Genomic DNA, 23,416 nt, shown 5'->3' with positions numbered 1-23,416 from the left:
ACGGCATCGTTCCCTTGCGGTTGGGGACCGTGGGAACGGCGACGTCCCGGTAGGCTCATCTGGTGCTGTCACTGGTCGTGCTCATCTCCGGCGGGGGGTCCAACCTCCGCGCCCTGCTCGACGTGTCAGAGGACGCAGAGTTCCCCGCCAGGGTCGTCGCCGTCGGGGCGGACCGCGATGCGGACGGACTCGCCCACGCGGAGGCCTATGGCATCCCCACCTTCTCCACCGCGCTCTCGAACTTCGCGGACCGCGAGGCCTGGGGCGACGCACTGCTCGAGCAGATCCAGTTGTGGAACCCCGACCTCGTCGTGCTCAGTGGCTTCATGAAGCTGCTGCCTCCCCGCGTGGTCGCGTCCCTCAAGCTCATCAACACGCATCCCGCCTACCTGCCCGAGTTCCCGGGGGCCCACGGTGTGCGTGACGCCCTGGCCGCGGGCGTCCGCGAGACCGGTGCGAGCGTCATCGTCGTCGACGACGGAGTCGACAGCGGCCCGATCATCTCCCAGCGCCGGGTTCCGGTGCTGCCGGGCGATACCGAGACCGAGCTGCACGAGCGCATCAAGGTCGTCGAGCGCGAGCTGCTCGTGCAGGCCGTACTCGACATCGCCAACGGTGTTGTCGACCTGAACGACCTCGCCGCAACCCACCACCGCTGATCGAGCCGCAGCGATACCCGAAAGCGTCCCGGCGTAACTCAGGCCATTTCGGTCACCGGCCGCCAGGCTCGCAGACATCGTCGGGCGTTGCGGCGCGGGCATCTCCCATTGCCTGAGTTATGACGGGCTCCGGTAGACTGGCACCGTCGCGACTGGCGTTTGGATGGGCAACCATCGGGGAGCGGCAGTTCTCACGCACTCGGTGAGAGCCAACGTTTTGGCCGTTCGCCTGGGCCGAACCGGAAATCCGTTATTCCGGTCGTGCCCAAGGAGTCAGCTGTGACAGCATCCCACCTCGCCCACCCTTCCGATCCAGCGCAGTCGGCGCCGCGCCGTCGTGAGCGCGACGCCATCCCGATCAGACGGGCGCTCATCTCGGTCTACGACAAGACCGACTTGCTCGAACTCGCCGCCGCGCTCGCCGCGGCCGGGGTCGAGATCGTCTCCACCGGGTCGACGGCGAAGAAGATCGCGGATGCCGGACATCCGGTCACCGAGGTCAGCCAGCTCACCGGGTTCCCAGAGTCTCTCGACGGTCGCGTGAAGACACTGCACCCGACGATCCACGCCGGGATCCTCGCCGATCTCCGCCTCGACGACCACGAGCGCCAGCTCGCCGAGCTCGGCATCGAGCCGTTCGAGCTCATCGTCTCGAATCTGTATCCCTTCGTCGAGACCGTGGCGTCCGGCGCATCCGTCGACGAGGTCATCGAGCAGATCGACATCGGGGGGCCCGCTATGGTGCGCTCCGCCGCGAAGAACCACGCGAACGTGGCGATCGTCGTCTCGCCCGCGAGCTACCCGCAGATCATCAAGGCGCTCACGCTCGGCGGCACGACTCTCGCGCAGCGCCAGCGACTGGCCGGGGAGGCCTTCTCCCACACCGCCGCCTACGACAAGGCCGTCTCCGAGTACTTCGCGAGCAACGTCGGAATCCGTGCGGAGCACCCGCTGACGGCCGACAGCGGCGAGACGGTCGAGGAGCTCGAACTGCACGCCACCCTCAAGCAGGTACTGCGCTACGGCGAGAACGCCCACCAGGCCGGCGCGCTCTACGTGACGGATGACGGGGTCGGCATCGCGCAGGCGACCCAGCTGAACGGCAAGGAGATGTCGTACAACAACTACGTGGACGCGGATGCCGCCCTGCGCACCGCCTACGACTTCGCCGAGACGGCCGTGGCCATCATCAAGCACGCGCAGCCCTGTGGCATCGCGATTGCGAACGGCCCGGACGAGACGATCGCCGACGCCCACCGCCGCGCCCACGCCTGCGATCCCGTCTCGGCGTACGGCGGCGTCATCGCGGCCAACCGCACGGTCACGCTCGAGATGGCTGAGACGGTCAAGGGCATCTTCACCGAGGTGATCATCGCTCCGGACTTCGAGCCGGAGGCGCTCGCCCTGCTGCGGAGCAAGAAGAACCTCAGGGTGCTGCGGCTTCCGGCCGGCTACCACCGCGAACCCACCGAGATCAAGCAGGTGAGCGGCGGGCTGCTCGTGCAGGAGGCCGACAGTTTCGCTGGCTTCTCCTCAGAGGGTTGGACGCTCGTCGCGGGCGCCGAGGCGGATGCCTCCACCCGCGCCGATCTCGAGTTCGCCTGGCGTGCGGTGCGGGCGGTCAAATCCAACGCGATCCTGCTCGCCCACGACGGTGCATCCGTCGGTGTGGGCATGGGCCAGGTGAACCGGGTGGACGCGTGCGAGCTCGCGGTCAAGCGGGCGGGCGAGCGTTCCTCGGGATCCGTTGCGGCATCCGACGCCTTCTTCCCCTTCGCGGACGGCTTGCAGATCCTGCTGGACGCGGGGGTGAAGGCCGTCGGGCAGCCCGGCGGCTCCATTCACGACGACGAGTCGATCGAGGCGGCGAAGGCCGCGGGCGTCACGATGTACTTCACCGGGGAGCGTCACTTCTACCACTGAGCACGACGTGTACGGAAGCGGTGCCGAAGTCGAATAAAGTCAGTGCATGAGCGATAAACCCAGTACTGTCTCGTTTTCACGCCGTCTCGGCGCCGCTGCCGTCACCGGATTGACGGTTGCGGTCACCGCGTACCTGGCGTCGGTGCTCGCGTTCTTCGTCGCGGGGCAGGGAACCACGAGCACCCTCGCGGGCCTGCATGGCTTCTTCGTGTGGACGACGCTCTTCGCCTTCCTGTTCTCGGTCGTGCTGGTGCTCGTCGGTGGCCTGAGCCACTGGTACACGGCCGTGGCGAGCGGACTCGTTGCGGGGGCGCTCGGCGCACTCGTCGGAAGCGCGCTGCACGCCACGGAGGGCGGACATCCGTTCGACAGTGCCGTCACGCAGTACGCGGTGGAGACCCTGATCGGACCGAACCTGATCTTCGTCATCGCCCTGATCGTGGCCATGGTGACACTCGGCGTCACCGTGTCGAACCGGATGCTCGGCGCCGGGAACACCGCTCGGAGGATCGCGCTTGTGCGTCCGCCGGCCACGAGTCTCGCTAGCGGCGAGCTCACGCACCTCGAGCGGGTTCCCGTCGACCTCGATCTCGCCAATTCCCAGTGGGATGCCTACGTCACGGCTCTCGCGGACAACGGCTGGGACATCCGTGAAGTTTCGCTCGCGAACGAATTCGCGGACTCGGTCTTCATCGAGGACACCGTGGTGATGTTCGGCAAGACCGCCGTGATCACAAGCCCGGGTGCCGAATCGCGCCGGGGCGAGACCGAAGCGGTCGAGAAGGCCGTGCGCCGGCTCGGCCAGCGCGTCGAGCGGATCGAACTCCCCGGCACCCTCGACGGCGGCGACGTCCTCAAAGTGGGCAAGACCGTCTACGTGGGGCGCGGTGGCCGCACGAACGCGGAGGGCATCCGCCAACTGCGCCTGATCGTCGCGCCCCTCGGCTACAAGGTCGTCGCCGTTCCCGTGTCGATGGCGCTGCACCTGAAGAGCTCCGTGACGGCGCTGCCCGACGGCACCATCATCGGTTACCCGCCCGTGGTCGACAACGCGGCCATCTTCGACCGCTTCCTCGCGGTGCCGGAGATCGGTGGCCTTGCCGTCATGGTGGTCGCGGAGGACACCGTGATCATGGCGGCGTCCGCCCCGAAGAGCGCCGAGCTCATTGCCGACCTCGGTTACAAGGTGATCACGGTCGACATCAGCGAGTTCGAGAAGCTCGAGGGCTGTGTCACCTGCCTCTCCGTGCGCGTACGGTAGCTCGCGGTTCGCACGGCTGTGCGCAGCGCGGTCGGCTATTTTCGCTGAAACCACAACATCTGGTTATTCACGGCATTTTGGACTACTACATATAGTGGTCAAGGCGTACTTTTCTGGGAGAGCAACCCTCCCGACCGGGAGCGACTCCGGTTCAGAAAGGATCGTCCAATGTCACTGTTGTCTTCTCCCACCCGTATCACCGAGCCGGATTCGACTCGCACGCCAGGTTCTGTTGTCGACGTTGCGAGCACCGTCGATGAGTACCTCGACCGTTCGGACTGGCGTGTCAACGCGAATGCCAACCAGGGGTTCTCTCTCGGTGGCCTGATCCTCAACACGGCCGGCAAGGTCATCGCCAACTACTGGCTCACCGAGGTCTATCCGGCTGCCATCGGCGAGGCTCACCGAGCGGGCGACCTGCACATCCATGACCTCGACATGCTCGCGGGCTACTGCGCGGGCTGGTCGCTGCGGGTCCTGATCGAGGAGGGGCTGAACGGCGTGCCGGGCAAGATCGACTCTGCGCCGCCGAAGCACTTCTCCTCCGCCGTCGGCCAGATCGTCAACTTTCTCGGCACGATGCAGAACGAGTGGGCGGGCGCACAGGCGTTCAGCTCCTTCGACACCTACATGGCCCCGTTCGTGCGGATCGATGCGCTCGACTACGCGCAACTGCGCCAACTCATGCAGGAACTCGTCTACAACCTCAACGCGCCGTCGCGCTGGGGCACGCAGACACCGTTCACGAATCTCACCTTCGACTGGGTGTGCCCGGACGACCTGCGCGAGCAGGTTCCCGTGATCGGCGGGGTCGCACAGGACTTCAGCTACGGTGACCTGGCGGGAGAGATGGCCATGATCAACCGTGCGTACATCGACGTCATGACGGCGGGGGACGCCACCGGCCGGGTCTTCACCTTCCCGATTCCCACCTACAACATCACCGAGGACTTCGACTGGGAATCCGAGAATGCCGAGCGACTCTTCGCGATGACGGCGAAGTATGGAACACCCTACTTCCAGAACTTCATCAACTCGGAGCTGAAGCCGGGCCAGATCCGCTCGATGTGCTGCCGACTGCAGCTCGACCTGCGCGAGCTGGAGAAACGGGGCAACGGGCTGTTCGGCTCTGCGGAGCAGACCGGCTCGCTCGGCGTCGTCACGATCAACTGCGCGCGCCTCGGCTACCTGCACTGGGGCGACGAGAAGGAGCTGCTCGTTGCGCTCGATCGTCTGCTCGAGCTTGCGCGGGATTCGCTCGAACTCAAGCGCACCGTGATCGACGACCTCATCAAAGACGGCCTGTTCCCGTACACGAAGCGCTACCTCGGTGCGGGGCTGCGCAACCACTTCTCCACGATCGGGGTCAATGGCGTCAACGAGATGATCCGCAACTTCAGTGGGGGCGCGCATGACATCACGACGGAGCTCGGGCATGCCATGGCCATCCGGATGCTCGACCACGTGCGGGGGCGCATGGTCGAGTTCCAGGAGGCCACGGGCCACATGTACAACCTCGAGGCATCCCCCGCCGAGGGCACGACCTACCGTTTCGCCAAGGAGGACCGCGCGCGGTTCCCCGGCATCCTGCAGGCGGGCACCGACACGAATCCGTACTACACGAACTCGTCGCAGCTGCCCGTGGGCTTCACCGACGACCCGTTCGAGGCGCTCGACCGGCAGGACGAGCTGCAGGCCAAGTACACCGGCGGCACGGTGCTGCACCTCTACATGTCGGAGAAGCTTTCCAGCGCGGATGCCTGCCGCGAGTTGGTACGCCGCTCGCTCAAGACGCACAGGCTGCCGTACCTCACGGTGACGCCCACCTTCTCGATCTGCCCGGACCACGGCTATCTCGCGGGCGAGCATCCCGTGTGCCCGGACTGCGGCGGCGAGTGCGAGGTGTGGACTCGGGTGATGGGCTACTTCCGTCCGGTGAGCTCGTTCAACATCGGCAAGAAGGGCGAGCACGCCGAGCGCACCCACTTCGTCGAGGCGGCGATGTCGCGATGAGCGTGCCGGCACGCGCGGACGATCTGCAGATAGCGGGGATGGCCAGGCTCTCGAGTTGCGATTGGCCCGGGATGCTCGTGGCAACGGTGTTCCTGCAGGGCTGCCCGCTGGACTGCGGATACTGCCACAATCCCGGCCTGCTCGACCCGCGCGTGCCCGGCACTGTCGCGTGGGACGACGTTCTCGCGCATCTCGACCGACGGCATGGGCTGCTCGACGGCGTCGTGTTCTCCGGCGGGGAGCCGACCCGTCAGCCTGGGCTCGCGGACGCGATGCGCCAGGCTCGGGAGCGCGGCTACGGGGTGGGCCTGCACACCTCGGGCGCATACCCGAAGCGGTTCGTCGAGGTGTTGCCGCTGTGCGACTGGATCGGGCTCGACATCAAGGCACCCGAGCGCCTGTACGGTGCCGTGACGGGGGTGCAGGCCGCGGCGGCCAAGGCCTTCGCCTGCCTCCGGTTCGCGCTCGAGAGCGGGGTGGCACTGCAGGTGAGAACCACCGTGGATCCCACCACGATGGCGCCGGAGGACGTGGCAGAACTCACCGAGACGCTCCTGGGCCTCGGGGTGCGCGAACACGTGCTGCAGGAGGTGCGGAGCGAGGGAGCGCGTCCCGTCTATGTGGAGAAGCTCGCCGCAGTGCAGGGACGTGCGGGAATTCTCACGGTGGAATCGCGGGCATCCGCCATGGCCGTGTGAAAGCATCCTGACGTGGTGGAAAGCGAAAGTCCGGCACGCCCGCGCGGTCTCGGCATCAGCCTGATCGTGGGTGGCGTGCTGGGCCTGCTTGCCGCCACCGCGCTGGTCGTCGAGAAGATCCACAAGCTCGAGCATCCCGCGGCCCAGCTCGGCTGCGACATCAGCGTGCTGGTCGGTTGCAGCACGAGCCTGGACTCGCAGCAGGGAGCCCTGCTCGGCATCCCGAACCCCGTGCTCGGGATCGTGTTCTGGACGGCCGTGACGACCGTGGGTGTCGTGATCCTCGCGGTGACACTGCCGCGGTGGATCTGGTGGGCGCTCGCCGCGGGAATGACCGGGGCGTTCGCGCTCGTGGTCTGGTTCATCGCGCAGAGCATCTACGTTCTCGGCGTGCTCTGCCCGTGGTGCATGCTCACCTGGGCCGTGACGATTCCGCTCTTCCTGCTGGTCGCAGGACACGTGGCGCGCTCAGGAGTCCTCCCCGTCGGGCCCGTCGTTCGCCGCGGTGCGGACGTCCTCTACCGCTGGGTGTTCATCATCACGCTCGTCGCGGCGTTCGTCATCGCGCTGCTCGCCCAGGTGAGGCTGGGCGTGCTCACCCACCTCGGGTGACGCGTCACTGCCGCGCGGTCCGCACCTCGCGCCAGCGCGTGCGCAGCGCCCCGGTCGTCGCCACGACGAACAGCACGGCGACGATGGCCCAGGCGACGAGCGCGACCCACACCCCCACGGCCGCGACCATGGACATGAAGCCGAAGTCAATCGCGCCGCCCAGGGTGATCGAGGCGACCGTGTACATCCCGAGCGGGAACACGACGCTCCACAGCTTCGGCTCGTAGTTCCAGGGGAAGCCGCGAACGAAGTATCTCCACAGCCCGAACAACACGAGCATGGGGATGAACCAGCTGCCGAACGACCACAGCACCACCGAGAAGCCGACGACGAAGGGGTGCATCCCGGTCAGGAGCGGCGTCGGAGCCGACGCGGTGACGGTGAGGATGCCCGCGGCCGCCCGAACGCTGATCGCCGTCGCTCCCATGAGGATCCAGTAGGCGGGACCCATCTCCGCCGGCGTCGTCTCGATGAGGAACAGGCGCAGAAAGATGATGACGACGAAGACGAGGTAGAGGATGACGCCGACGCTCCAGAACATCACCGCGCCCCCGGCGAACATCTCGGCGAGCAGTGCCCAGGGCAGCCGTGGCGCGATCGCGGTCGCGAGCACGGCGACGGACTGGGTGCCGACGATCCAGACCAGCCAGCCGCCGTTGATCTCACGAAGCAGTGGGCGATTGCCCGCGAGCACGATCGAGCAGAACAGTCCGTAGCTCAGCACCGCCCAGATGATGACGGCGATGATTCCGAGCACGAGAGACACCCCCCAGAGCCCGGGCGCGAGCAGCGCGGTCGCGAGCACGTTGGTGCCCGCGACGACCGTGAAGAACGACACGGCCGAGCTCGGCATCCGCAGCGACTGCGCGAAGCGCCGCGGATACAGCACGGCACGACTGAGGTAGGCGATCGCGAGCACCACGAAGATCACGACCGTGACCACGAGGAGCACGTTCGCGACCGGGATCAGCCCACGCAGCCGCGCCGCGATCGAGACGATTCCCGTGGCCATGACCGCCGCGAAGTAGCCGGGGTCGAGAGTGGCCAGTCCGCGCAGGATGAAGCCCTCCGGCAGTGGCTGGGGCTCGCGCGGCGCGGCGGATGGTGGCGCCTCGCCCGTCACTCCGAGCGGTGAATCGTCCATGGTTCAGTCACCCTTCGACCTGCTACCGGCGATGCGTGGTCTCGCGTTCGCGCCGAGGAACCGGGCGCTCGCTTTTCGCCCAGCCGCGCCTGGTCGCGCGGGCCCCGAGTTGGCGATCGCGCGAGCGGTACACGAGGTAGGGCCGCACGAGGTACGGGATCGGCGCCGAGAACACGTGCACGAGTCGCGTGTACGGCCAGAACAGGAACAGCGCCGTCGCCGAGAGCACGTGGAGCTGGAACATGAACGGCACGTGGATCATCAGCGCCGCATCCGGCTGGAACAGGATGAGACTGCGAGCCCACGGAGACACCGTGTTCCGATAGTCGTACCCGGCGCCGAACATCTGGAACTGGAAGACGGCGATCGTGCCGAAGACGATCGTGCCGGCCAGAAAGACGTACATCACGACATCCATCACGGTCGTCACGCGGAGCACGCGACGGATTGCTCCGCGCCTGGCCAGCAGGATCGCCATGCCGGCGACGGTGACCAGCGCGGCCAGACTGCCCAGCCAGGTTGCACCGAGGTGGTAGATGTGCTCGGTGATGCCCAAGAACTCGAGCCATTCCTTGGGGATCAGGATGCCCACGACGTGCCCCGCGAACACCGTGAGGATGCCGTAGTGGAACATCGGGGAGCCCCAGCGCAGGATTCGGCTCTCGTACGTCTGGCTCGAGCGGGAGGTCCAGCCGTACTGGTCGTAGCGCCAGCGGAGGATGTGGCCGACCACGAAACTCGCGGCGGCAGCGTAGGGAAAGGCGATCCAGAGCAGCGCATCGCTGAAACTCATACCCTCACGTCCTCACTCGGTGCCCCTGCGGGGGCAAACGGCTTCAGTGCGCCGAGATAGGTCAGCCCGACCATTTCGGCCGGCGGCCCCTCGTTGATCAGGACCATGTACCGCTCCCTGGCCTCGTCATCCATCTCGGGAAGCGAGAGGCAGATCGCGTCGAGCACGTGCGCGTAGGGCGAATCGAAGGTCTCGAGCGCGGCCCTCAGCACCTGGATGCCCTCGCGATGCACCGCGATCAGGTCGTCGGCAATCGGTGAGTCGCTGCGCGCCGAGAACTCGAGCACGGTGGGCAGGTAGTCGGGCAGCTCGCCCGGCTCCACCTCCCAGCCCGCGGCGCGATAGGCGTGGATGAAACGCACGAGCGCCATTCCGCGCTTGCGCGTGTCTCCCGTCGTGTAATAGGTGAGGTACGGGCTGCACTTACGCTTCTGATCGAAGATCGAGGTGAAGTGCGCCTCGAGCTCGCGCTGGCTCATCGACGAAGCAGCGTCGAGGAACGCGCGGAAGGCGTCGCGGATGGGCGCGGGCAGCGACTCGATGACCACGGCGACCGCCGCGAACCTGGCCCTGTGCTCCTCGTGGGGGTAGTCGAGCAGGATCGAGGCCGCCATGTGGGTGGCCGCGCGCTCGTCGGAGGTCAGCTCGAGGGCATCCGTCTGGCGCGGCGCGACCTTTTTCTGGATCATGCGGTGCCTCCCGCGGGTGCGGGCGGGAAGATCCCCGGTTCCCTGCCTGTGCCGCTCCAGCCGAGCAGGTTGATGCGGCCCGAAGGCGGCGTGGACTCCGGTTGGTCGACGAAGTTGGAGAGGTTGTGGAAGTTCTCGACTCCGTTCTCGTCGACGTCGAAGCGCGCGACCGCGGCGGGAGCATCCGTGGGGTTCTCGCCGCGCGGGCGCGTCTTCCGGATGCCGCGATCCTGCGGTCCGTGGTCGCCCGGGCCGCCCATGCCTGGGCCGCCGTCCGAGTCGAGCGAGCAGGCCAGGTTCTCGAGGTCGCGAGCCTGTTCGACGTGCGCCTTGGGGATGACGTAGCGATCCTCGTACTTCGCCACGGCCAGCAGGTGGTACATGGCCTCGATCTCGTCCCCGGTCATCCCGACGAGGTTTGCGATGCGCTCGTTGGGCTCCTGACCGAGGTTGATGTCGCGCATGTACGAGCGCATGGCCGCGAGCTTGCCGAGCGAGTCCTCGATCGGCACGAGGTCGCCAGCAGTGAACAGCCCGGCGAGGTACTCCATCGGGATGCGCAGCTGGTCGATCGCCGAGAACAGGTTCACGACGTCCTCACCGTCCTGCCCGCTGTTCGCGACGACATCGACCACGGGCGACAGCGGCGGGATGTACCAGACCATCGGCATCGTGCGGTACTCGGGGTGCAGGGGCAGCGCCACCTTGTATTCGCTGATGAGCTTGTAGATGGGGCTGTTCTGCGCGGCCTCGATCCAGTCGTCTGCGATGCCTTCGGCCCTCGCAGCGTCGATCACCTCCGGGTCGAAGGGGTCGAGGAAGACCGAACGCTGGGCGTCCAGAAGGTCGTGCTCGTTCTCGATGCTGGCCGCCTCGAGCACGCGGTCGGCGTCGTAGAGCATGAGGCCCAGATAGCGCAGCCGACCGACGCAGGTCTCCGAGCAGATCGTCGGCTTGCCCTGCTCCAGCAGCGGGTAGCAGAGCGTGCACTTCTCGGCCTTGTTCGTCTTGTGGTTGAAGTAGACCTTCTTGTACGGGCAGGCGGAGACGCACATGCGCCAGCCGCGGCAGCTGTCCTGGTCGACGAGCACGATGCCGTCTTCCTCGCGCTTGTACATGGCGCCCGAGGGGCAGGCCGAGACGCACGAGGGGTTGAGGCAGTGCTCACAGATCCGGGGGAGGTAGAACATGAAGGTGTTCTCGAACTCCATCTTCACGTGCTCGCTCATGTGCGCGAGGATCGGATCCTGATCCGCCGTCTCCTGCGCTCCGCCGAGGTTGTCATCCCAGTTCGCTGACCACTTGATGTCCATGTTCTCGCCCGTGAGCAGCGACTTGGGGCGCGCCACCGGGCCGGTCTTCGTCTGCGGCGCGTTCGTGAGCATGTCGTAGTCGTAGGTCCACGGCTCGTAGTAGTCGTCGATCGTCGGCAGGTCGGGGTTGGCGAAGATGTTCGCGAGCTTGGAGAGGCGCCCGCCCGAGCGCAGCTTCAGCCGGCCCTTCTTGCCGCGCTCCCATCCGCCGTGCCACCTGTCCTGGTCTTCGTAGCCGCGCGGGTAGCCGAGGCCGGGCCGCGTCTCCACGTTATTGAACCAGACGTATTCCATGCCGTCGCGGTTCGTCCACACCTGCTTGCAGGTGACCGAACAGGTGTGACATCCGATGCACTTGTCGAGGTTCATCACCATCGACATCTGGGCCATGACCTTCATCAGTACTCAACCTCCTGGCTGCGCCGCCGAATGACAGTAACTTCGTCTCTCTGGTTTCCCGTCGGGCCCAGATAGTTGAACGCGAACGACAGTTGCGCGTAGCCGCCGATGAGATGCGACGGTTTGAGCAGGATGCGCGTGAGCGAGTTGTTCGTGCCGCCACGCTGGCCGGAGGTCTCGGCGATGGGAACGTTGATGGTGCGGTCCTTCGCGTGGTACATGTACACCGTTCCCTCCGGCATGCGGTGCGAGACGATGGCACGCGCGACGACCACCCCGTTGCGGTTGTACGACTCGATCCACTCGTTGTCGCGCACGCCGATCTTCTCCGCGTCCTTCGGCGACATCCAGATGGTGGGGCCGCCGCGCGAGAGGGTGAGCATCATCAGGTTGTCCTGGTACTCCGAGTGGATCGACCACTTCGAGTGCGGGGTGAGGTAGCGCACCGCCACCTCCGCGCGGCCGGCGGAGCCGGGGGCACCGGTCGGCGAGGTCGATCCGATGATCGAATCGTTGAACAGGCGGTGCATGTCGAGTGGTGGGCGATAGATGGGGAGTTGCTCGCCGAGCTCCATCATCCAGTCGTGGTCGAGGTAGAAGTGCTGGCGCCCGGTGAGGGTGTGCCAGGGCTTGAGGCGCTCGACGTTGATGGTGAAGGCGCTGTAGCGGCGACCGCCGTGCTCACTGCCCGACCATTCCGGGGAGGTCAGGACGGGAACGGGTGTGTCGCCGACCTCCTTGAAGGTGTACCTGCGTGCTTCGTTGTCCTCGGCGAGATCGGCGAGCCGCTGGCCCGTGCGCTTTTCCATGGTGCGGAATCCCTGAGTTCCCAGGCGACCGTTCGTCGTGCCGGAGAGCGCGAGCACCATCTCGCAGGCGCGTCTGACGGTGTCCAGTCGCGGTCGGCCCGCGGTGGGGCCGTCTTTCACGAGACCGTTGCGCCGGCCGAGATCCTCAACCTCTACATCGGGATTGAACAGGATGCCCTTGGTCACCATCCCGACCTTGGCCGTGAGCGGGCCGAGGGCGGCCATCCGCGCCCCAAATGCCGCGTAGTCGCGCTCGACCACGGTGAGCTTCGGCATCGTCACGCCGGGGATGAGCTCAGGCGACTCCGTCACGGTTCCATGCGGTGTCGACATCGCATCCGGTGTGTCGTGCAGCAGTGGCGAGGCGACGATGTCCTTGCGCACACCCAGATGTCCCACCGACAGCTCGCTGATCTTCCGTGCAAGCAGGGTGAAGATCTCGAAGTCCGGCTTCGCCTCCCACGGCGGGGTGATCGCCGGATTGAAGGTATGGATGAACGGGTGCATGTCGGTTGTCGAGAGGTCGTGCTTCTCGTACCAGGTGGCCGGCGGCAGGATGACGTCGCTGAAGCCGGTCGTCGAGGTGTTGCGGAAGTCGCTCGTGACCATCAGGTCGAGCTTGCCGATGGGTGCCTCGTCGTGCCATGTCATGGTCTTCGGGCGTCGTCCCGGCCCTGACTCTTCGCCGCGGACGGCGGAGTCTGTCCCGAGCAGGTGCTTGAGGAAGTACTCGTTGCCCTTGCCGGAGGAGCCGATGATGTTGGCCCGCCACACATTGAGCACGCGGGGGAAGTTCTCCGGAGCATCCGGATCCTCCACGGCGTACTTCAGTTCACCGCTGGTGAGCTGGTCCACCACGTACTGTGCCGGCTCAACGCCGGCGGCCTCGGCCTGGTCCACGATGTCGAGCGGGTTGCGGTTGAAGGTCGGGTAGCTCGGCATCCAGCCTCGCTTGGCCGATTCGACGAGGCAGTCCGCGGTCGTGCGGTCCGTGAACAGGCCGGTCGCCTGCGCGCTCGCGAGACTGTCTGCAGGCAGGCCGTCGTAGCGCCACTGGTCGGTCGCGAGATACCAGAACGCCGTGCCGATCATCTGACGCGGCGGGCGCACCCAGTCGAGGCCGAAGGCATACTGTGCCCATCCGGTGAGGGGGCGCACCTTCTCCTGGCCGACGTAGTGTGCCCAGCCGCCGCCGTTGACCCCCTGGCACCCGGTCATGGTGGTCAGTGCGAGGAAGGTGCGGTAGATCGTGTCGGAGTGGAACCAGTGGTTGGTTCCCGCGCCCATCAGGATCATCGAGCGGCCGCCGGAGTCCTCGGCGTTCTGCGCGAACTCGCGGCCGATCTTCTCGGCGATGTGTGCGGGAACGCTCGTGATCTCTTCCTGCCAGGCCGGGGTGCCGGGGCTGGAGGCGTCGTCGTAGCCGGTGGGCCAGTCGCCCGGCAGTCCCTCGCGGCTGACGCCGTAGCGGGCCAGCAGCAGGTCGAACACCGTGGTCACCAATCGCCCGGCCACCTCCATCACGGGAACGCCGCGGCGGATGCCACCGGCGCCACCGGCGTGCTCCTGGCCCGGTTCGGGTGCCAGGTCGAAGCGCGGCAACTCCACCTCGACGGCGCGCCCGTCGTGACCGGGGGCGTCCGCGATCGACAGCAGCGGATCGACCTCGCCGAGGTCGAGGTTCCACAGCCCCTCGTCCTCCTTGGAGAAGCGGTGGCCGAGCGATCCGTTCGGCACCACGGGCTTCGCATGCTGGTCGAGGAGAACGGGCTTGAACGCCGGGTTCGCGACGTCTGCCCTCGTCGTGGGCAGGGCATCCGCGGTGAGGAACTTGCCCGCGAGGTAGCCGTCGCCGTGCGGGGTCAGCTCGATCAGGTAGGCGGAGTCGCTGTACTTCTTCATGTAGTCGAGGAAGCGCGCCGTCTTCTTCTCGAGCAGGAACTCCTTGAGAATGACGTGGCCCATCGAGATCGCCAGGGCGGCGTCTGTTCCGGGGTGCACCGCGAGCCACTCGTCGGCGAACTTGGTGTTGTCGGCGTAGTCGGGGGAGACGACGACGACCTTCTGGCCGCGATATCGGGCCTCGGTCATGAAGTGCGCGTCCGGCGTGCGGGTGACCGGCACATTGGAGCCCCACATCATGAGGTACGACGAGTTCCACCAGTCGGCCGATTCCGGCACGTCGGTCTGGTCGCCGAACACCTGCGGGCTTGCCACGGGCAGATCGGCGTACCAGTCGTAGAACGAGAGCATCGTGCCGCCGAGCATGGTGACGAAACGCGAGCCGACTCCGTGCGAGACGATCGACATCGCCGGAATCGGTGAGAAGCCGGCGATGCGGTCCGGGCCGTACTTCTTGATCGTGTGCACGTGGGCCGCCGCCACGATCTCGGATGCCTCGGCCCAGCTCGCGCGCACGAGCCCGCCCTTGCCTCGGGCCTGCTTGTATGCGCGCGAGGCGACCGGGTCATCCATCACGGCCTGCCAGGCGAGCACGGGGTCGCCGACCTTCTTCTTCGCCGCGCGGTAGGCGTCGAGGAGCACACCGCGCACGTAGGGGTAGCGGATGCGGGTGGGCGAGTAGGTGTACCAGCTGAACGAGGCGCCGCGCGGGCATCCTCGAGGCTCGTACTCGGGGGAGTCCGGCCCGATCAGCGGGTAGTCGGTCTGCTGGGTCTCCCAGGTGATGATTCCGTCTTTGACGTACACCTTCCACGAGCACGATCCGGTGCAGTTGACTCCGTGGGTCGACCGCACCTCCTTGTCGTGGGTCCATCGGTCGCGGTAGAAGGCGTCGGCCTTTCGGCCCCCGTCGAGGAACACCGATCTGAGGTCTTCGGAGACCTCCCCCGGGCGCAGAAAACGGCCCAGCTTGATGAGGGTGTCTGCGAGCGGGCCGTCTGTACGGGCCCTCTGAGCACTGGATGATGTCGTGGACGTCACGATGGCCTCCCAAGTCGGGGCGGTTATCGCGGTAGCAAATCCCGGTCCCCTACTGTGAGCCTCGCCGTACCGTGAGCTCGGGGCAACGACGAAACACCGTGAATATTAAGAAGCCGCCCGGATGCGGGCCTCGGCCGTGTCGCGCAGATCCACCGAGCATCCGTCCACGGGCTCCAGCCGGTTGAGCCGTTCGGTCTCGAGCGGCCCGTCAACGCTCTGGAGCGCGGCTCCCACGAGGTGGAAGTGCACCTGGCAGACCTCGGGATGCTCGCGGGCGAGCGTCTCGACCGGGCACTGGTGGATGTGCACGCACAGGCGCTCGCGATCGACCGTCGAGTCGAAGCCGCACTGGTCCATGTGGTCTTCGACCATGTCGACCTGGAGGTCCGCGTCGGAACGCTCCTGCCCTCTGTCGTCGGCGCGGAAGAGACGATTGAACTGGTCGACGCGCTCCAGCGCTGACTGGATCTTCGCCGCCTGGACGGGGTCGTTCCGATCCATCGCGAGCGCGTACTCGACCTTCGGGCGCCCTCGTGACGCGCTGGGTAGCGGGCGAGACACGACGAAACCATCGTCGATGAGACGGTGTAGGTGTTCCCTGGCCGTGTTCGTATGCAGGCCCGCCTCCTCGGCGAGTTCCTCGATCGTCAAGGAGCCCCGTTGCAGTAGTGCGTACAGCAGCTTGACTCGACTGAGTGATGCCAGCGTCCGGAGATCTGGCGGTCTGCGCGATCCCATGCCTTGATCGTATGGTGCCCGGTGCGGTATAGCCATACCCCGTTTGACTGTGCCGCGTGCCGTCCGATTCTCGGCGACCGCGCGGCCGAGGAGTGCACAATGGAGAGTGTCCACTGCGCTACGGCAGTGGCGAAACAAAGGATCTCCGTGTCCGCGACCGCACGCACCACCGACGCACCACCACAGGGACGCCGGGCTCCCGTTCCCCTGGATGACGCGGAAGTCGCGCGCATCCGCGAGGACTTTCCCGCACTCGCCGAGGTCGTCAACGGCGAACCGCTCAGCTACCTCGACTCCGGGGCCACCACGCAGCGTCCGCGCCAGGTGCTCGATGCCGAACGCGACTTCCTGCTGCACTCGAACGCGGCCGTTCACCGCGGTGCCCACACCCTTGCCGGGCTGGCGACGGAGGCGTTCGAGGATGCCCGTGCAACGGTCGCCGCGTTCGTCGGCGCGAGCGCGGAGGAGATCGCCTGGACCTCCGGGGCGACAGATGCCCTGAACCTCGTCGCCTACGGCATCGGCAACGCGAGTCACGGCCGAGGGGGTCCGGTCGCGCGCCGCTTCGCGCTCGTGCCCGGTGACGAGATCGTCGTGACCGAGGCGGAGCATCACGCCAATCTCGTTCCGTGGCAGGAGCTCGCAGCCACGACCGGGGCAGTGCTTCGGTACGTCCCCGTCGACGAGCGCGGCGTGTACGGCGCGGACGCTGCGGCGGCCGTCATCACCGACAGGACGCGCATCGTCGCCTTCGCCCACGTCTCCAACGTGACCGGCTTCGTTGCACCCGTCGAGGGCCTGGTCGAGCTCGCCCACGCCCGCGGGGCACTCGTCGTGCTCGACGCCTGCCAGTCCGTGCCGCACCGCGAGGTCGACGTCCGCGCGCTCGGTGTGGACTTCGCCGCGTTCTCCGGCCACAAGATGCTCGGCCCCACCGGCATCGGCGTGCTCTACGGCCGGGCTGAACTGCTGAATGCCCTGCCACCGTTCCGCACGGGCGGCTCCATGATCGAAACGGTCACCATGACCGAGGCCAGCTTCATGCCCGCGCCCCAGCGCTTCGAAGCGGGCACCCAGCCGGTCTCTCAGGTCGTCGCGCTCGCCGAGGCGGTGCGCTACCTGCAGGCCGTGGGGCTGGATCGCATCGAGGCGCGCGAGGAGCTCCTGGCCGAGCGGATGTTGCGGGGCCTCGCCAAGATTCCGGGCATCCGCGTCGTCGGCCCCCCGTCGGGCACACCGCGGGCCGGACTCGTGAGCTTCGACACCGCAGGCGTGCACGCGCACGACGTCGGGCAGTTCCTGGATGCGAGGGGCATCGCCGTGCGGGTCGGGCACCACTGCGCGCAGCCGTTGCACCGGCGGCTCGGCCTCACCGCCACCACCCGGGCGAGCGCGTACCTGTACACGAGCCTCGACGACGTCGATCGTTTCCTCGACGCCGTGGGGGACGTGCGCCACTACTTCGGGGAGGCGTGATGGCAGACTCGCTCGAGGGCCTCTACCAGCAGCACATCCTCGACCACTCGAAGCTGCGCAAGGGCTACGGCAACGCCGAGCACCCGGCCGCAGAGCGGTTCGAGCGCAACCCGACGTGCGGCGACGAACTCACGATGCAGCTCGTGCTCGAACCCGGTTCCGACCGCATCGCGGCCCTCACCTGGCACGGCTCGGGCTGCAGCATCTCGCAGGCGTCGGCATCCATTCTGAGCGAGCTCGCCGTCGGCCTGACGACGGGCGAACTCGTGGAGAAGATCGGCGCGTTCCGCACGATGATGCGCTCGCGCGGCGAGGGAGAGGCCGACGAGGACGTCCTCGGAGACGCCGTCGTGTTCCACGGCGTCTCGAAATACGTCATGCGGGTCAAGTGCGCGATGCTCGCCTGGGTCGGCGCGGAGGGCTGCATCGCCGACGTCGCGTGAGGGTGTCGGATTAGGATTGCGCCGTGCTCCGAACGATGTTCAAGTCAAAGATCCACAGGGCCACTGTCACCCATTCCGACCTGCACTACGTCGGCTCGATCACGATTGACCTCGACCTCCTCGATGCGGCGGACCTGCTGCCGGGGGAGCAGGTGAGCGTCGTCGACATCGCCAACGGAAGTCGCTTCGAGACGTACCTGATCCCGGGCGAACGCGGCAGTGGTGTCGTGGGCATCAACGGGGCGGCTGCGCATCTGGCGCACATCGGCGACCTCGTGATCGTGATGTCGTACGCGGCGATGTCCGACGACGAGGCACGCGAGTTCGTGCCGAGGGTCGTGCACGTCGATGCGCAGAATAGGATCGTCGCCGTCGATTCGGATCCCGCTGGCGCGCACACCCCTGGCGTCGAGAGCCCGCCCTACGCACTCAGATGACGCTTGCGCGCCCGGGATCGGCGGACATAGACTACAAGGCTGCCCACCGCCCGAAGGGGCGGTGCGAGGTAGTCACAGAGCTGAATGTCATACGTGCCCAGGAGGATTCCATGATCAAGACGACAATCGCCCACGCCGGCGCGGTGCTCGTCGTCGTGGGCAGCCTCCGCTCCCCGTTCGCACAGGGATAGCCGCCGCGGGGAGTCGCCCCGCATCGAGCTGTCGACCTTCATAACCCGCTCTATCCCTCCAGCAGTTGTCGTTTCTCGACGTCCGCCGCCCGCGGAGACGTCGTCTAGTCGCAAGGAAGACACGTGTCTTTAGAACAGAAGAAGACGGGCACTCTCGCCTCGATCCTTCGCATCTACCCCTATGTGAAGTCCGCCATGCCTCGGGTCTACCTCGGCATGGTCTCGGCGATGATCGCCGCGGTCGTCGCGCTCCTGATTCCGCAGGTGCTCGGCGCCCTCGTCGACGGTGCGCTCGGGCGCGGTGACGCGAACGAGATCTGGTGGCCCGTCGCCGCGGTGCTCGGGCTCGGCATCGTCGAGGCCGTGATGATCTGGTTCCGTCGCCAGTTCGTGCTCGTTCCGGGCACGCAGGTGGAGGCGCGGATGCGCAACAGCCTCTACACCCGGCTCCAGGAGTTGCCGGTGGGCTTTCACGACCGCTGGCCAAGCGGGCAGCTGCTTTCGCGCGCGATCAGCGATCTCGGGCTCATCCGACGCTGGATGTCGTTCGGGCTCCTGCTGCTCGTCGTCAACATTCTCACGATTCTCGTCGGCTTCGCCCTGCTCGTGAGCATCGACTGGATTCTCGGCGTCCTGTTCATGGTGTGCTCGATCCCGCTGTGGATCTACGGCTTCGTGTTCGAGAGCAAGTACTCGATCGTCGCCAGGCGCAGCCAGGACCAGGCGGGCGATCTCGCGACCTCCGTCGAGGAGGCCGTGCATGGCATCCGCGTGTTGAAGGCGTTCGGACGCGGCACGTATGCGCTCGAGAACTTCGCCACCCGCGCGGAGGAGCTGCGCGGCACCGAGATCGAGAAGGCGCGCACGATCGCCAACATCTGGCTGTGGCTGCTGCTCGTGCCCGATGTCACCTTCGCACTCTGCCTCGCCGTCGGCGTCTGGCTCGCCTCGGACGGGCAGGTGACGGTTGGCGGCCTGGTCGCGTTCTTCGCCACCGCGACCGTGCTGCGCTGGCCAGTGGAGTCGATCGGGTTCCTGCTCTCGATGACCATCGACACCCGCACGGCAGTCGATCGCTTCTTCGAGGTGATGGATGCCCCGCGCGCGATCGCCGACCCCGAGCATCCGAAGACCATCGAGCACGCCGAGGGCCGCGTCGTCTTCGAGGACGTGCACTTTCGCTACTCGGACTCACCCGCCCAGTACCCCGACCTGCTCGACGGCATCGACCTCGAGGTGCTGCCGGGCGAGACCATGGCGATCGTCGGCCTCACCGGCTCTGGCAAGTCCACGCTCACCTCGCTCACGGGGCGGCTGTATGACGTCACGGGCGGATCGATCACACTCGACGGCGTCGACATCCGGGACCTCGCCCAGCAGGAGCTGCGCACCCATCTTGCGATGGCCTTCGAAGACGCGACGCTGTTCTCCGCCTCCGTGCGCGACAACGTGCTGCTCGGTCGTCCGGAGTCGACGGATGCGGAGCTCGCCGAGGCACTGGACATCGCGCAGGCGGGCTTCGTCTACGAGTTGCCCGAAGGGCTCGAGACAAAGGTGGGCGAGGAGGGACTGAGCCTCTCAGGCGGCCAGCGCCAGCGACTCGCTCTCGCGCGTGCCGTCGCCGCGAAGCCCTCCGTACTCGTACTCGACGATCCGCTCTCCGCGCTCGACGTGGACACCGAGGCGCTCGTCGAGGCCGCGCTTCGCAGGGTGCTCGCCTCGACCACCGCGCTCATCGTCGCGCACCGTCCATCCACGGTGACTCTCGCCGACCGCGTCGCCCTTCTCGAGGGCGGCCGCATCACCGCCGTCGGCACCCACAGCGAGCTGCTCGCCACGAGCGAGCACTACCGATTCGTCATCTCGAGTCTCGATGACGAGAAGAAGCGCGAGCTCAAGGAGGCGACGGCATGAGCGTCACCGGAGTAGAGGGAGAGGAGCGAGGCGACTTCACCCGCGCGGAGAGCAGGCAGATTCGCGAGCGGTCGCTGAGGCTGCTGGGCTCGCTGCTGCGCCCGCTGTGGATGCGCGTGACGATCACGAGCATCGTGGTCGTCGTGAGCACTGCGGCCCAGGTTGCCGGGCCCGCACTCATCGCGTACGGAATCGATGCCGGCCTGCCCGCACTGCTGAAGCGCCAGGACTGGATGCCGCTCGGCCTCGCCGTCGCCGCGTACCTCGCGGCGGGAATCGTCGGTGCGCTGCTCATCGCGCAGTACACGGTGCTGACCGCGCGGATCAGCCAGGCCATCCTGATCGACCTGCGCAAGCGCGTGTTCCTGCACACGCAGCGGCTGAGCCTCGAGTTCCACGAGAGCTACACCTCCGGGCGCATCATCGCACGGCAGACGAGCGACCTCGACTCGATCCGTGAGCTGCTCGACTCCGGCATCAACCAGCTCGTGCAGGGCGGCCTCTACATGGCGTTCATCGCGATCGCGCTGTTCTCGCTCGACGGCCTGAGCGGCCTCATCATGTTCGCATCGCTCGTGCCGCTCGTGGTTCTCGCGCGCTGGTTCCAGGTGCGCTCGCAGAAGCTGTTCCGGCTCACGAGGGTCACCTCCGCCAAGGTGATCGTGCACTTCGTGGAGACGATGACGGGTATCCGCGCGGTGAAGGCGTTCCGCAAGGAGAAGCGCAACGAGAACGAGTTCGGTGGCCTCGTCGAGGACTACCGCGACGCGAACGCGAAGGTGCTGAACCTGTTCGGGGTCTTCGATCCGGGCCTCGTGCTGATCGGAAACGTCGCACTCACGGTCGTGCTGCTCGTCGGCGGCCTGCGCGTCGCCGGGGGTGGTCTCGAGATCGGTGTGCTGCTCGCCGCGCTGCTCTACACGCGGTCGTTCTACGCGCCGGTGGCCGACATGGCCATGTTCTACAACTCGTACCAATCTGCTGCGGCCGCGCTGGAGAAGATCTCGGGCGTGCTGGAGGAGGCGCCGACCGTGCCAGACCCGGTCAGGCCCGTCGACCTGTGGCACGCGAGGGGAGACGTGGACTTCCGTGACGTGGTCTTCGCCTACCACGAGGATCGCGTCATCCTGCCACGCTTCGATCTTGCGATTCCGTCCGGGCAGACCATCGCTCTCGTCGGCTCGACCGGAGCGGGCAAGTCCACGCTCGCGAAACTCATGGCGCGGTTCTACGACCCGACGGATGGCACGGTCACGCTCGACGGCATCGACCTGCGCCAGCTGCACCCCAAGGACCTGCGCCGCGCAATCGTGATGGTCACGCAGGAGGCATACCTCTTCTCCGGAACGGTGAGCGACAACATCGCGCTCGGCAAGCCGGAGGCGAGCCGCGAGGAGATCGTCGCCGCGGCGAAGGCCGTGGGTGCCCACGAGTTCATCGAGGCGCTGCCGGGCGGCTACGACACGGATGTCAACAAGCGCGGCGGGAGGGTCTCGGCCGGGCAGCGACAGTTGATCTCGTTCGCGCGCGCCTTTCTCGCCGACCCGGTCGTGCTCATCCTGGACGAGGCCACCGCGTCGCTCGACATCCCGAGCGAGCGCCTCGTGCAGGAGGGCCTGCAGACCCTGCTCGCCGACCGCACCGCCGTGATCATCGCGCACCGCCTGTCGACCGTGGCGATCGCCGACCGGGTGCTCGTGATGGAGCACGGGGTGATCGTCGAGGACGGCACGCCGAACGAGCTCATCGCGGGCACGGGCCGCTTCTCGAAGCTGCACGCGGCCTGGCGCGAATCGCTCGTCTAGAGGCGGTTCCGAAAGTTGCAGCGAGTTTTCTGGGATATTTTCCAGATTTCACCCGCGAATATTGCCGGATTATCTCGGGTAAATACCCTTTGCATAGCTCTCTCTCGCTAAAGTGTGAGGATGACCACGCGCAATCGCGAGCAGGCTGACCCCTCGCGGGCAACCCTGGCAGACGTCGCCGCGGAGGCCTCAGTATCGCTGTCGACCGTGTCGAAGGTGCTTAACGGAAAGAGCGGTGTCTCCACTGCGACGCGCGCCCGCGTCGAGGAACTTCTGCAGACGCACGGCTACAACCGTCGCGGGACCAGCCAGACCTCGAGCTTCGTCGAGGTCGTATTCAGGCAGCTCACTCCGGCCTGGGCGATCGAGATCATCCGTGGCGTGGAGCGCGTTGCACACGAGTACGGGATGAGCGCGGTCGTCACCCAGAGCGGTGACCGCCGATCCCCGGGCCCCGAATGGATCGAGGGAGTGATGCAGCGCAATCCCGTGGGCGTGATCCTCATCTTCTCCGGTCTTTCCGAGGCGAACAAGAAGCAGTTGAAGACCCGCAACATCCGCTTCGTCATCATCGACCCCTCCGGGAACCCCGCGCCCGACGTGCCGTCGATCGGCTCAGCGAACTGGTCTGGCGGCGTGCTGGCGGCCAGGCATCTGATCGAGCTCGGGCACACGCGCATCGCGGTCATCTCCGGGCCAGACGAGATGATGAGCGCTCGAGCGAGGCTCTCCGGCTTCCGCTCGGCCATGGACCTCGCGGGCCTCGCCCTGCCCGACGAGTATGTCGTTGCTGGCCAGTATCACCACGAAGACGGCCTGAGCGGAGGCCTGCAGCTCCTGGACCTGCCGGACCGGCCCACCGCCATCTTCGCCGGCAACGACCTGCAGGCGCTCGGCGTCTACGAGGCGGCGAGGATGCTCGGGCTGAGCATCCCGGGCGACCTCTCCGTCGTCGGCTACGACGACCTCGAGCTCGCGAGCTGGGTCGGACCGCGGCTGACCACGGTGCGACAGCCGCTCACCGAGATGGCGGAGCGGGCGACCAGGCTCGTGCTCGGCGGCGTGGATGACGCGGGCGACACCGTGAGGATCGATCTCGCGACCGACCTGGTCGTGCGCGACAGCACCGCCGCGTATCCCCCGACCGAGAGCTGAC

19 protein-coding genes and 1 riboswitch are annotated in these 23,416 nt (G+C 66.9%); of the genes, 13 read left to right on the top strand and 6 right to left on the bottom strand.

Features of this window, described 5'->3' with window-relative positions:
* The first annotated feature begins 62 nt into the window (after positions 1-62).
* The 6 genes from purN (at position 63) to ABUA28_RS02690 (ending at position 7,166) form a co-directional block, all read left to right on the top strand.
* Positions 63-659, top strand: a complete 597-nt coding sequence (purN, locus tag ABUA28_RS02715) for a phosphoribosylglycinamide formyltransferase (RefSeq protein WP_349902399.1) — start codon at positions 63-65, stop codon at positions 657-659.
* Between the two features lie 138 nt (positions 660-797).
* A riboswitch (ZMP/ZTP riboswitch) is annotated at positions 798-901 on the top strand.
* 37 nt (positions 902-938) lie between these two features.
* Positions 939-2,582: a bifunctional phosphoribosylaminoimidazolecarboxamide formyltransferase/IMP cyclohydrolase gene (gene purH / locus ABUA28_RS02710; protein WP_349902398.1), complete on the top strand. Its 1,644-nt coding sequence runs from the start codon at positions 939-941 to the stop codon at positions 2,580-2,582.
* A 46-nt stretch (positions 2,583-2,628) separates the two neighbouring features.
* A complete protein-coding gene (ddaH, locus tag ABUA28_RS02705) occupies positions 2,629-3,843 on the top strand; it encodes a dimethylargininase (protein WP_349902397.1) in 1,215 nt (404 codons plus the stop codon).
* Between the two features lie 168 nt (positions 3,844-4,011).
* Positions 4,012-5,856 (top strand): ribonucleoside triphosphate reductase, encoded by a 1,845-nt coding sequence (locus ABUA28_RS02700; RefSeq protein WP_349902396.1) that lies wholly within the window; start codon positions 4,012-4,014, stop codon positions 5,854-5,856.
* On the top strand, positions 5,853-6,554 hold the full coding sequence (locus ABUA28_RS02695) for an anaerobic ribonucleoside-triphosphate reductase activating protein (protein ID WP_349902395.1): 702 nt from the start codon (positions 5,853-5,855) through the stop codon (positions 6,552-6,554). The genes ABUA28_RS02700 and ABUA28_RS02695 overlap by 4 nt, the downstream gene beginning before the upstream one ends.
* 12 nt (positions 6,555-6,566) lie before the next feature.
* Positions 6,567-7,166: a vitamin K epoxide reductase family protein gene (locus tag ABUA28_RS02690; protein ID WP_349902394.1), complete on the top strand. Its 600-nt coding sequence runs from the start codon at positions 6,567-6,569 to the stop codon at positions 7,164-7,166.
* A gap of 4 nt (positions 7,167-7,170) precedes the next feature.
* Here the strand turns inward: ABUA28_RS02690 and ABUA28_RS02685 are convergent, their stop codons facing one another.
* The 6 genes from ABUA28_RS02685 to ABUA28_RS02660 form a co-directional block, all read right to left on the bottom strand.
* Positions 7,171-8,310, bottom strand: a complete 1,140-nt coding sequence (locus ABUA28_RS02685; RefSeq protein ID WP_349902393.1) for a tellurite resistance/C4-dicarboxylate transporter family protein — start codon at positions 8,308-8,310, stop codon at positions 7,171-7,173.
* 22 nt (positions 8,311-8,332) lie between these two features.
* Complete coding sequence (gene narI / locus ABUA28_RS02680; RefSeq protein WP_349902392.1) at positions 8,333-9,103, bottom strand: respiratory nitrate reductase subunit gamma; 771 nt, start codon at positions 9,101-9,103, stop codon at positions 8,333-8,335.
* Entirely contained in the window at positions 9,100-9,792 is a 693-nt protein-coding gene (gene narJ / locus ABUA28_RS02675) for a nitrate reductase molybdenum cofactor assembly chaperone (protein WP_349902391.1), read from the bottom strand. Before narJ ends, narI begins: the two co-directional genes overlap by 4 nt.
* Entirely contained in the window at positions 9,789-11,504 is a 1,716-nt protein-coding gene (gene narH, locus ABUA28_RS02670) for a nitrate reductase subunit beta (protein ID WP_349902390.1), read from the bottom strand. The genes narJ and narH overlap by 4 nt, the downstream gene beginning before the upstream one ends.
* Positions 11,504-15,256 (bottom strand): nitrate reductase subunit alpha, encoded by a 3,753-nt coding sequence (locus ABUA28_RS02665; RefSeq protein WP_349902389.1) that lies wholly within the window; start codon positions 15,254-15,256, stop codon positions 11,504-11,506. Before ABUA28_RS02665 ends, narH begins: the two co-directional genes overlap by 1 nt.
* Before the next feature lie 105 nt (positions 15,257-15,361).
* Positions 15,362-15,994: a helix-turn-helix transcriptional regulator gene (locus ABUA28_RS02660; protein ID WP_349902388.1), complete on the bottom strand. Its 633-nt coding sequence runs from the start codon at positions 15,992-15,994 to the stop codon at positions 15,362-15,364.
* Positions 15,995-16,141: 147 nt separating this feature from the next.
* On the opposite strand from ABUA28_RS02660, the gene ABUA28_RS02655 reads away from it, so the two are divergent.
* The 7 genes from ABUA28_RS02655 to ABUA28_RS02625 all read left to right on the top strand — a co-directional run bounded on the left by ABUA28_RS02655 (position 16,142) and on the right by ABUA28_RS02625 (position 23,415).
* Positions 16,142-17,470 carry an aminotransferase class V-fold PLP-dependent enzyme gene (locus tag ABUA28_RS02655; protein ID WP_349902387.1) on the top strand — a complete coding sequence of 443 codons (1,329 nt, stop codon included), beginning with the start codon at positions 16,142-16,144 and terminating at the stop codon, positions 17,468-17,470.
* Positions 17,470-17,913 (top strand): Fe-S cluster assembly sulfur transfer protein SufU, encoded by a 444-nt coding sequence (gene sufU / locus ABUA28_RS02650; protein WP_349902386.1) that lies wholly within the window; start codon positions 17,470-17,472, stop codon positions 17,911-17,913. The genes ABUA28_RS02655 and sufU overlap by 1 nt, the downstream gene beginning before the upstream one ends.
* 23 nt (positions 17,914-17,936) lie before the next feature.
* The gene (panD, locus tag ABUA28_RS02645; RefSeq protein ID WP_349902385.1) at positions 17,937-18,350 is read left to right on the top strand and encodes an aspartate 1-decarboxylase; all 414 of its coding nucleotides are present in this window, start codon (positions 17,937-17,939) and stop codon (positions 18,348-18,350) included.
* Entirely contained in the window at positions 18,347-18,541 is a 195-nt protein-coding gene (locus ABUA28_RS02640) for a hypothetical protein (protein ID WP_349902384.1), read from the top strand. Before panD ends, ABUA28_RS02640 begins: the two co-directional genes overlap by 4 nt.
* Positions 18,542-18,736: 195 nt before the next feature.
* The gene (locus ABUA28_RS02635; RefSeq protein WP_349902691.1) at positions 18,737-20,455 is read left to right on the top strand and encodes an ABC transporter ATP-binding protein; all 1,719 of its coding nucleotides are present in this window, start codon (positions 18,737-18,739) and stop codon (positions 20,453-20,455) included.
* Positions 20,452-22,260 carry an ABC transporter ATP-binding protein gene (locus tag ABUA28_RS02630; RefSeq protein ID WP_349902383.1) on the top strand — a complete coding sequence of 603 codons (1,809 nt, stop codon included), beginning with the start codon at positions 20,452-20,454 and terminating at the stop codon, positions 22,258-22,260. Before ABUA28_RS02635 ends, ABUA28_RS02630 begins: the two co-directional genes overlap by 4 nt.
* A gap of 120 nt (positions 22,261-22,380) precedes the next feature.
* On the top strand, positions 22,381-23,415 hold the full coding sequence (locus ABUA28_RS02625) for a LacI family DNA-binding transcriptional regulator (protein WP_349902382.1): 1,035 nt from the start codon (positions 22,381-22,383) through the stop codon (positions 23,413-23,415).
* The last annotated feature ends 1 nt before the right edge of the window (position 23,416 follow it).

Origin of the sequence: Parafrigoribacterium humi (assembly GCF_040227205.1) — a bacterium.
GTDB lineage: Bacteria > Actinomycetota > Actinomycetes > Actinomycetales > Microbacteriaceae > Parafrigoribacterium_A > Parafrigoribacterium_A humi.
This window is presented reverse-complemented; position numbering and strand designations above follow the sequence as displayed.

Coding starts and splice junctions, on each gene's coding strand:
- narJ (WP_349902391.1), bottom strand. CDS start 9,792: ATGATCCAGAAAAAGGTCGCGCCGCGCCAGACGGATGCCCTCGAGCTG.
- ABUA28_RS02625 (WP_349902382.1), top strand. CDS start 22,381: ATGACCACGCGCAATCGCGAGCAGGCTGACCCCTCGCGGGCAACCCTG.
- narH (WP_349902390.1), bottom strand. CDS start 11,504: ATGAAGGTCATGGCCCAGATGTCGATGGTGATGAACCTCGACAAGTGC.
- ABUA28_RS02700 (WP_349902396.1), top strand. CDS start 4,012: ATGTCACTGTTGTCTTCTCCCACCCGTATCACCGAGCCGGATTCGACT.
- narI (WP_349902392.1), bottom strand. CDS start 9,103: ATGAGTTTCAGCGATGCGCTGCTCTGGATCGCCTTTCCCTACGCTGCC.
- ABUA28_RS02660 (WP_349902388.1), bottom strand. CDS start 15,994: ATGGGATCGCGCAGACCGCCAGATCTCCGGACGCTGGCATCACTCAGT.
- ABUA28_RS02685 (WP_349902393.1), bottom strand. CDS start 8,310: ATGGACGATTCACCGCTCGGAGTGACGGGCGAGGCGCCACCATCCGCC.
- ABUA28_RS02630 (WP_349902383.1), top strand. CDS start 20,452: ATGAGCGTCACCGGAGTAGAGGGAGAGGAGCGAGGCGACTTCACCCGC.
- sufU (WP_349902386.1), top strand. CDS start 17,470: ATGGCAGACTCGCTCGAGGGCCTCTACCAGCAGCACATCCTCGACCAC.
- ddaH (WP_349902397.1), top strand. CDS start 2,629: ATGAGCGATAAACCCAGTACTGTCTCGTTTTCACGCCGTCTCGGCGCC.
- ABUA28_RS02640 (WP_349902384.1), top strand. CDS start 18,347: ATGACGCTTGCGCGCCCGGGATCGGCGGACATAGACTACAAGGCTGCC.
- ABUA28_RS02695 (WP_349902395.1), top strand. CDS start 5,853: ATGAGCGTGCCGGCACGCGCGGACGATCTGCAGATAGCGGGGATGGCC.
- ABUA28_RS02635 (WP_349902691.1), top strand. CDS start 18,737: ATGCCTCGGGTCTACCTCGGCATGGTCTCGGCGATGATCGCCGCGGTC.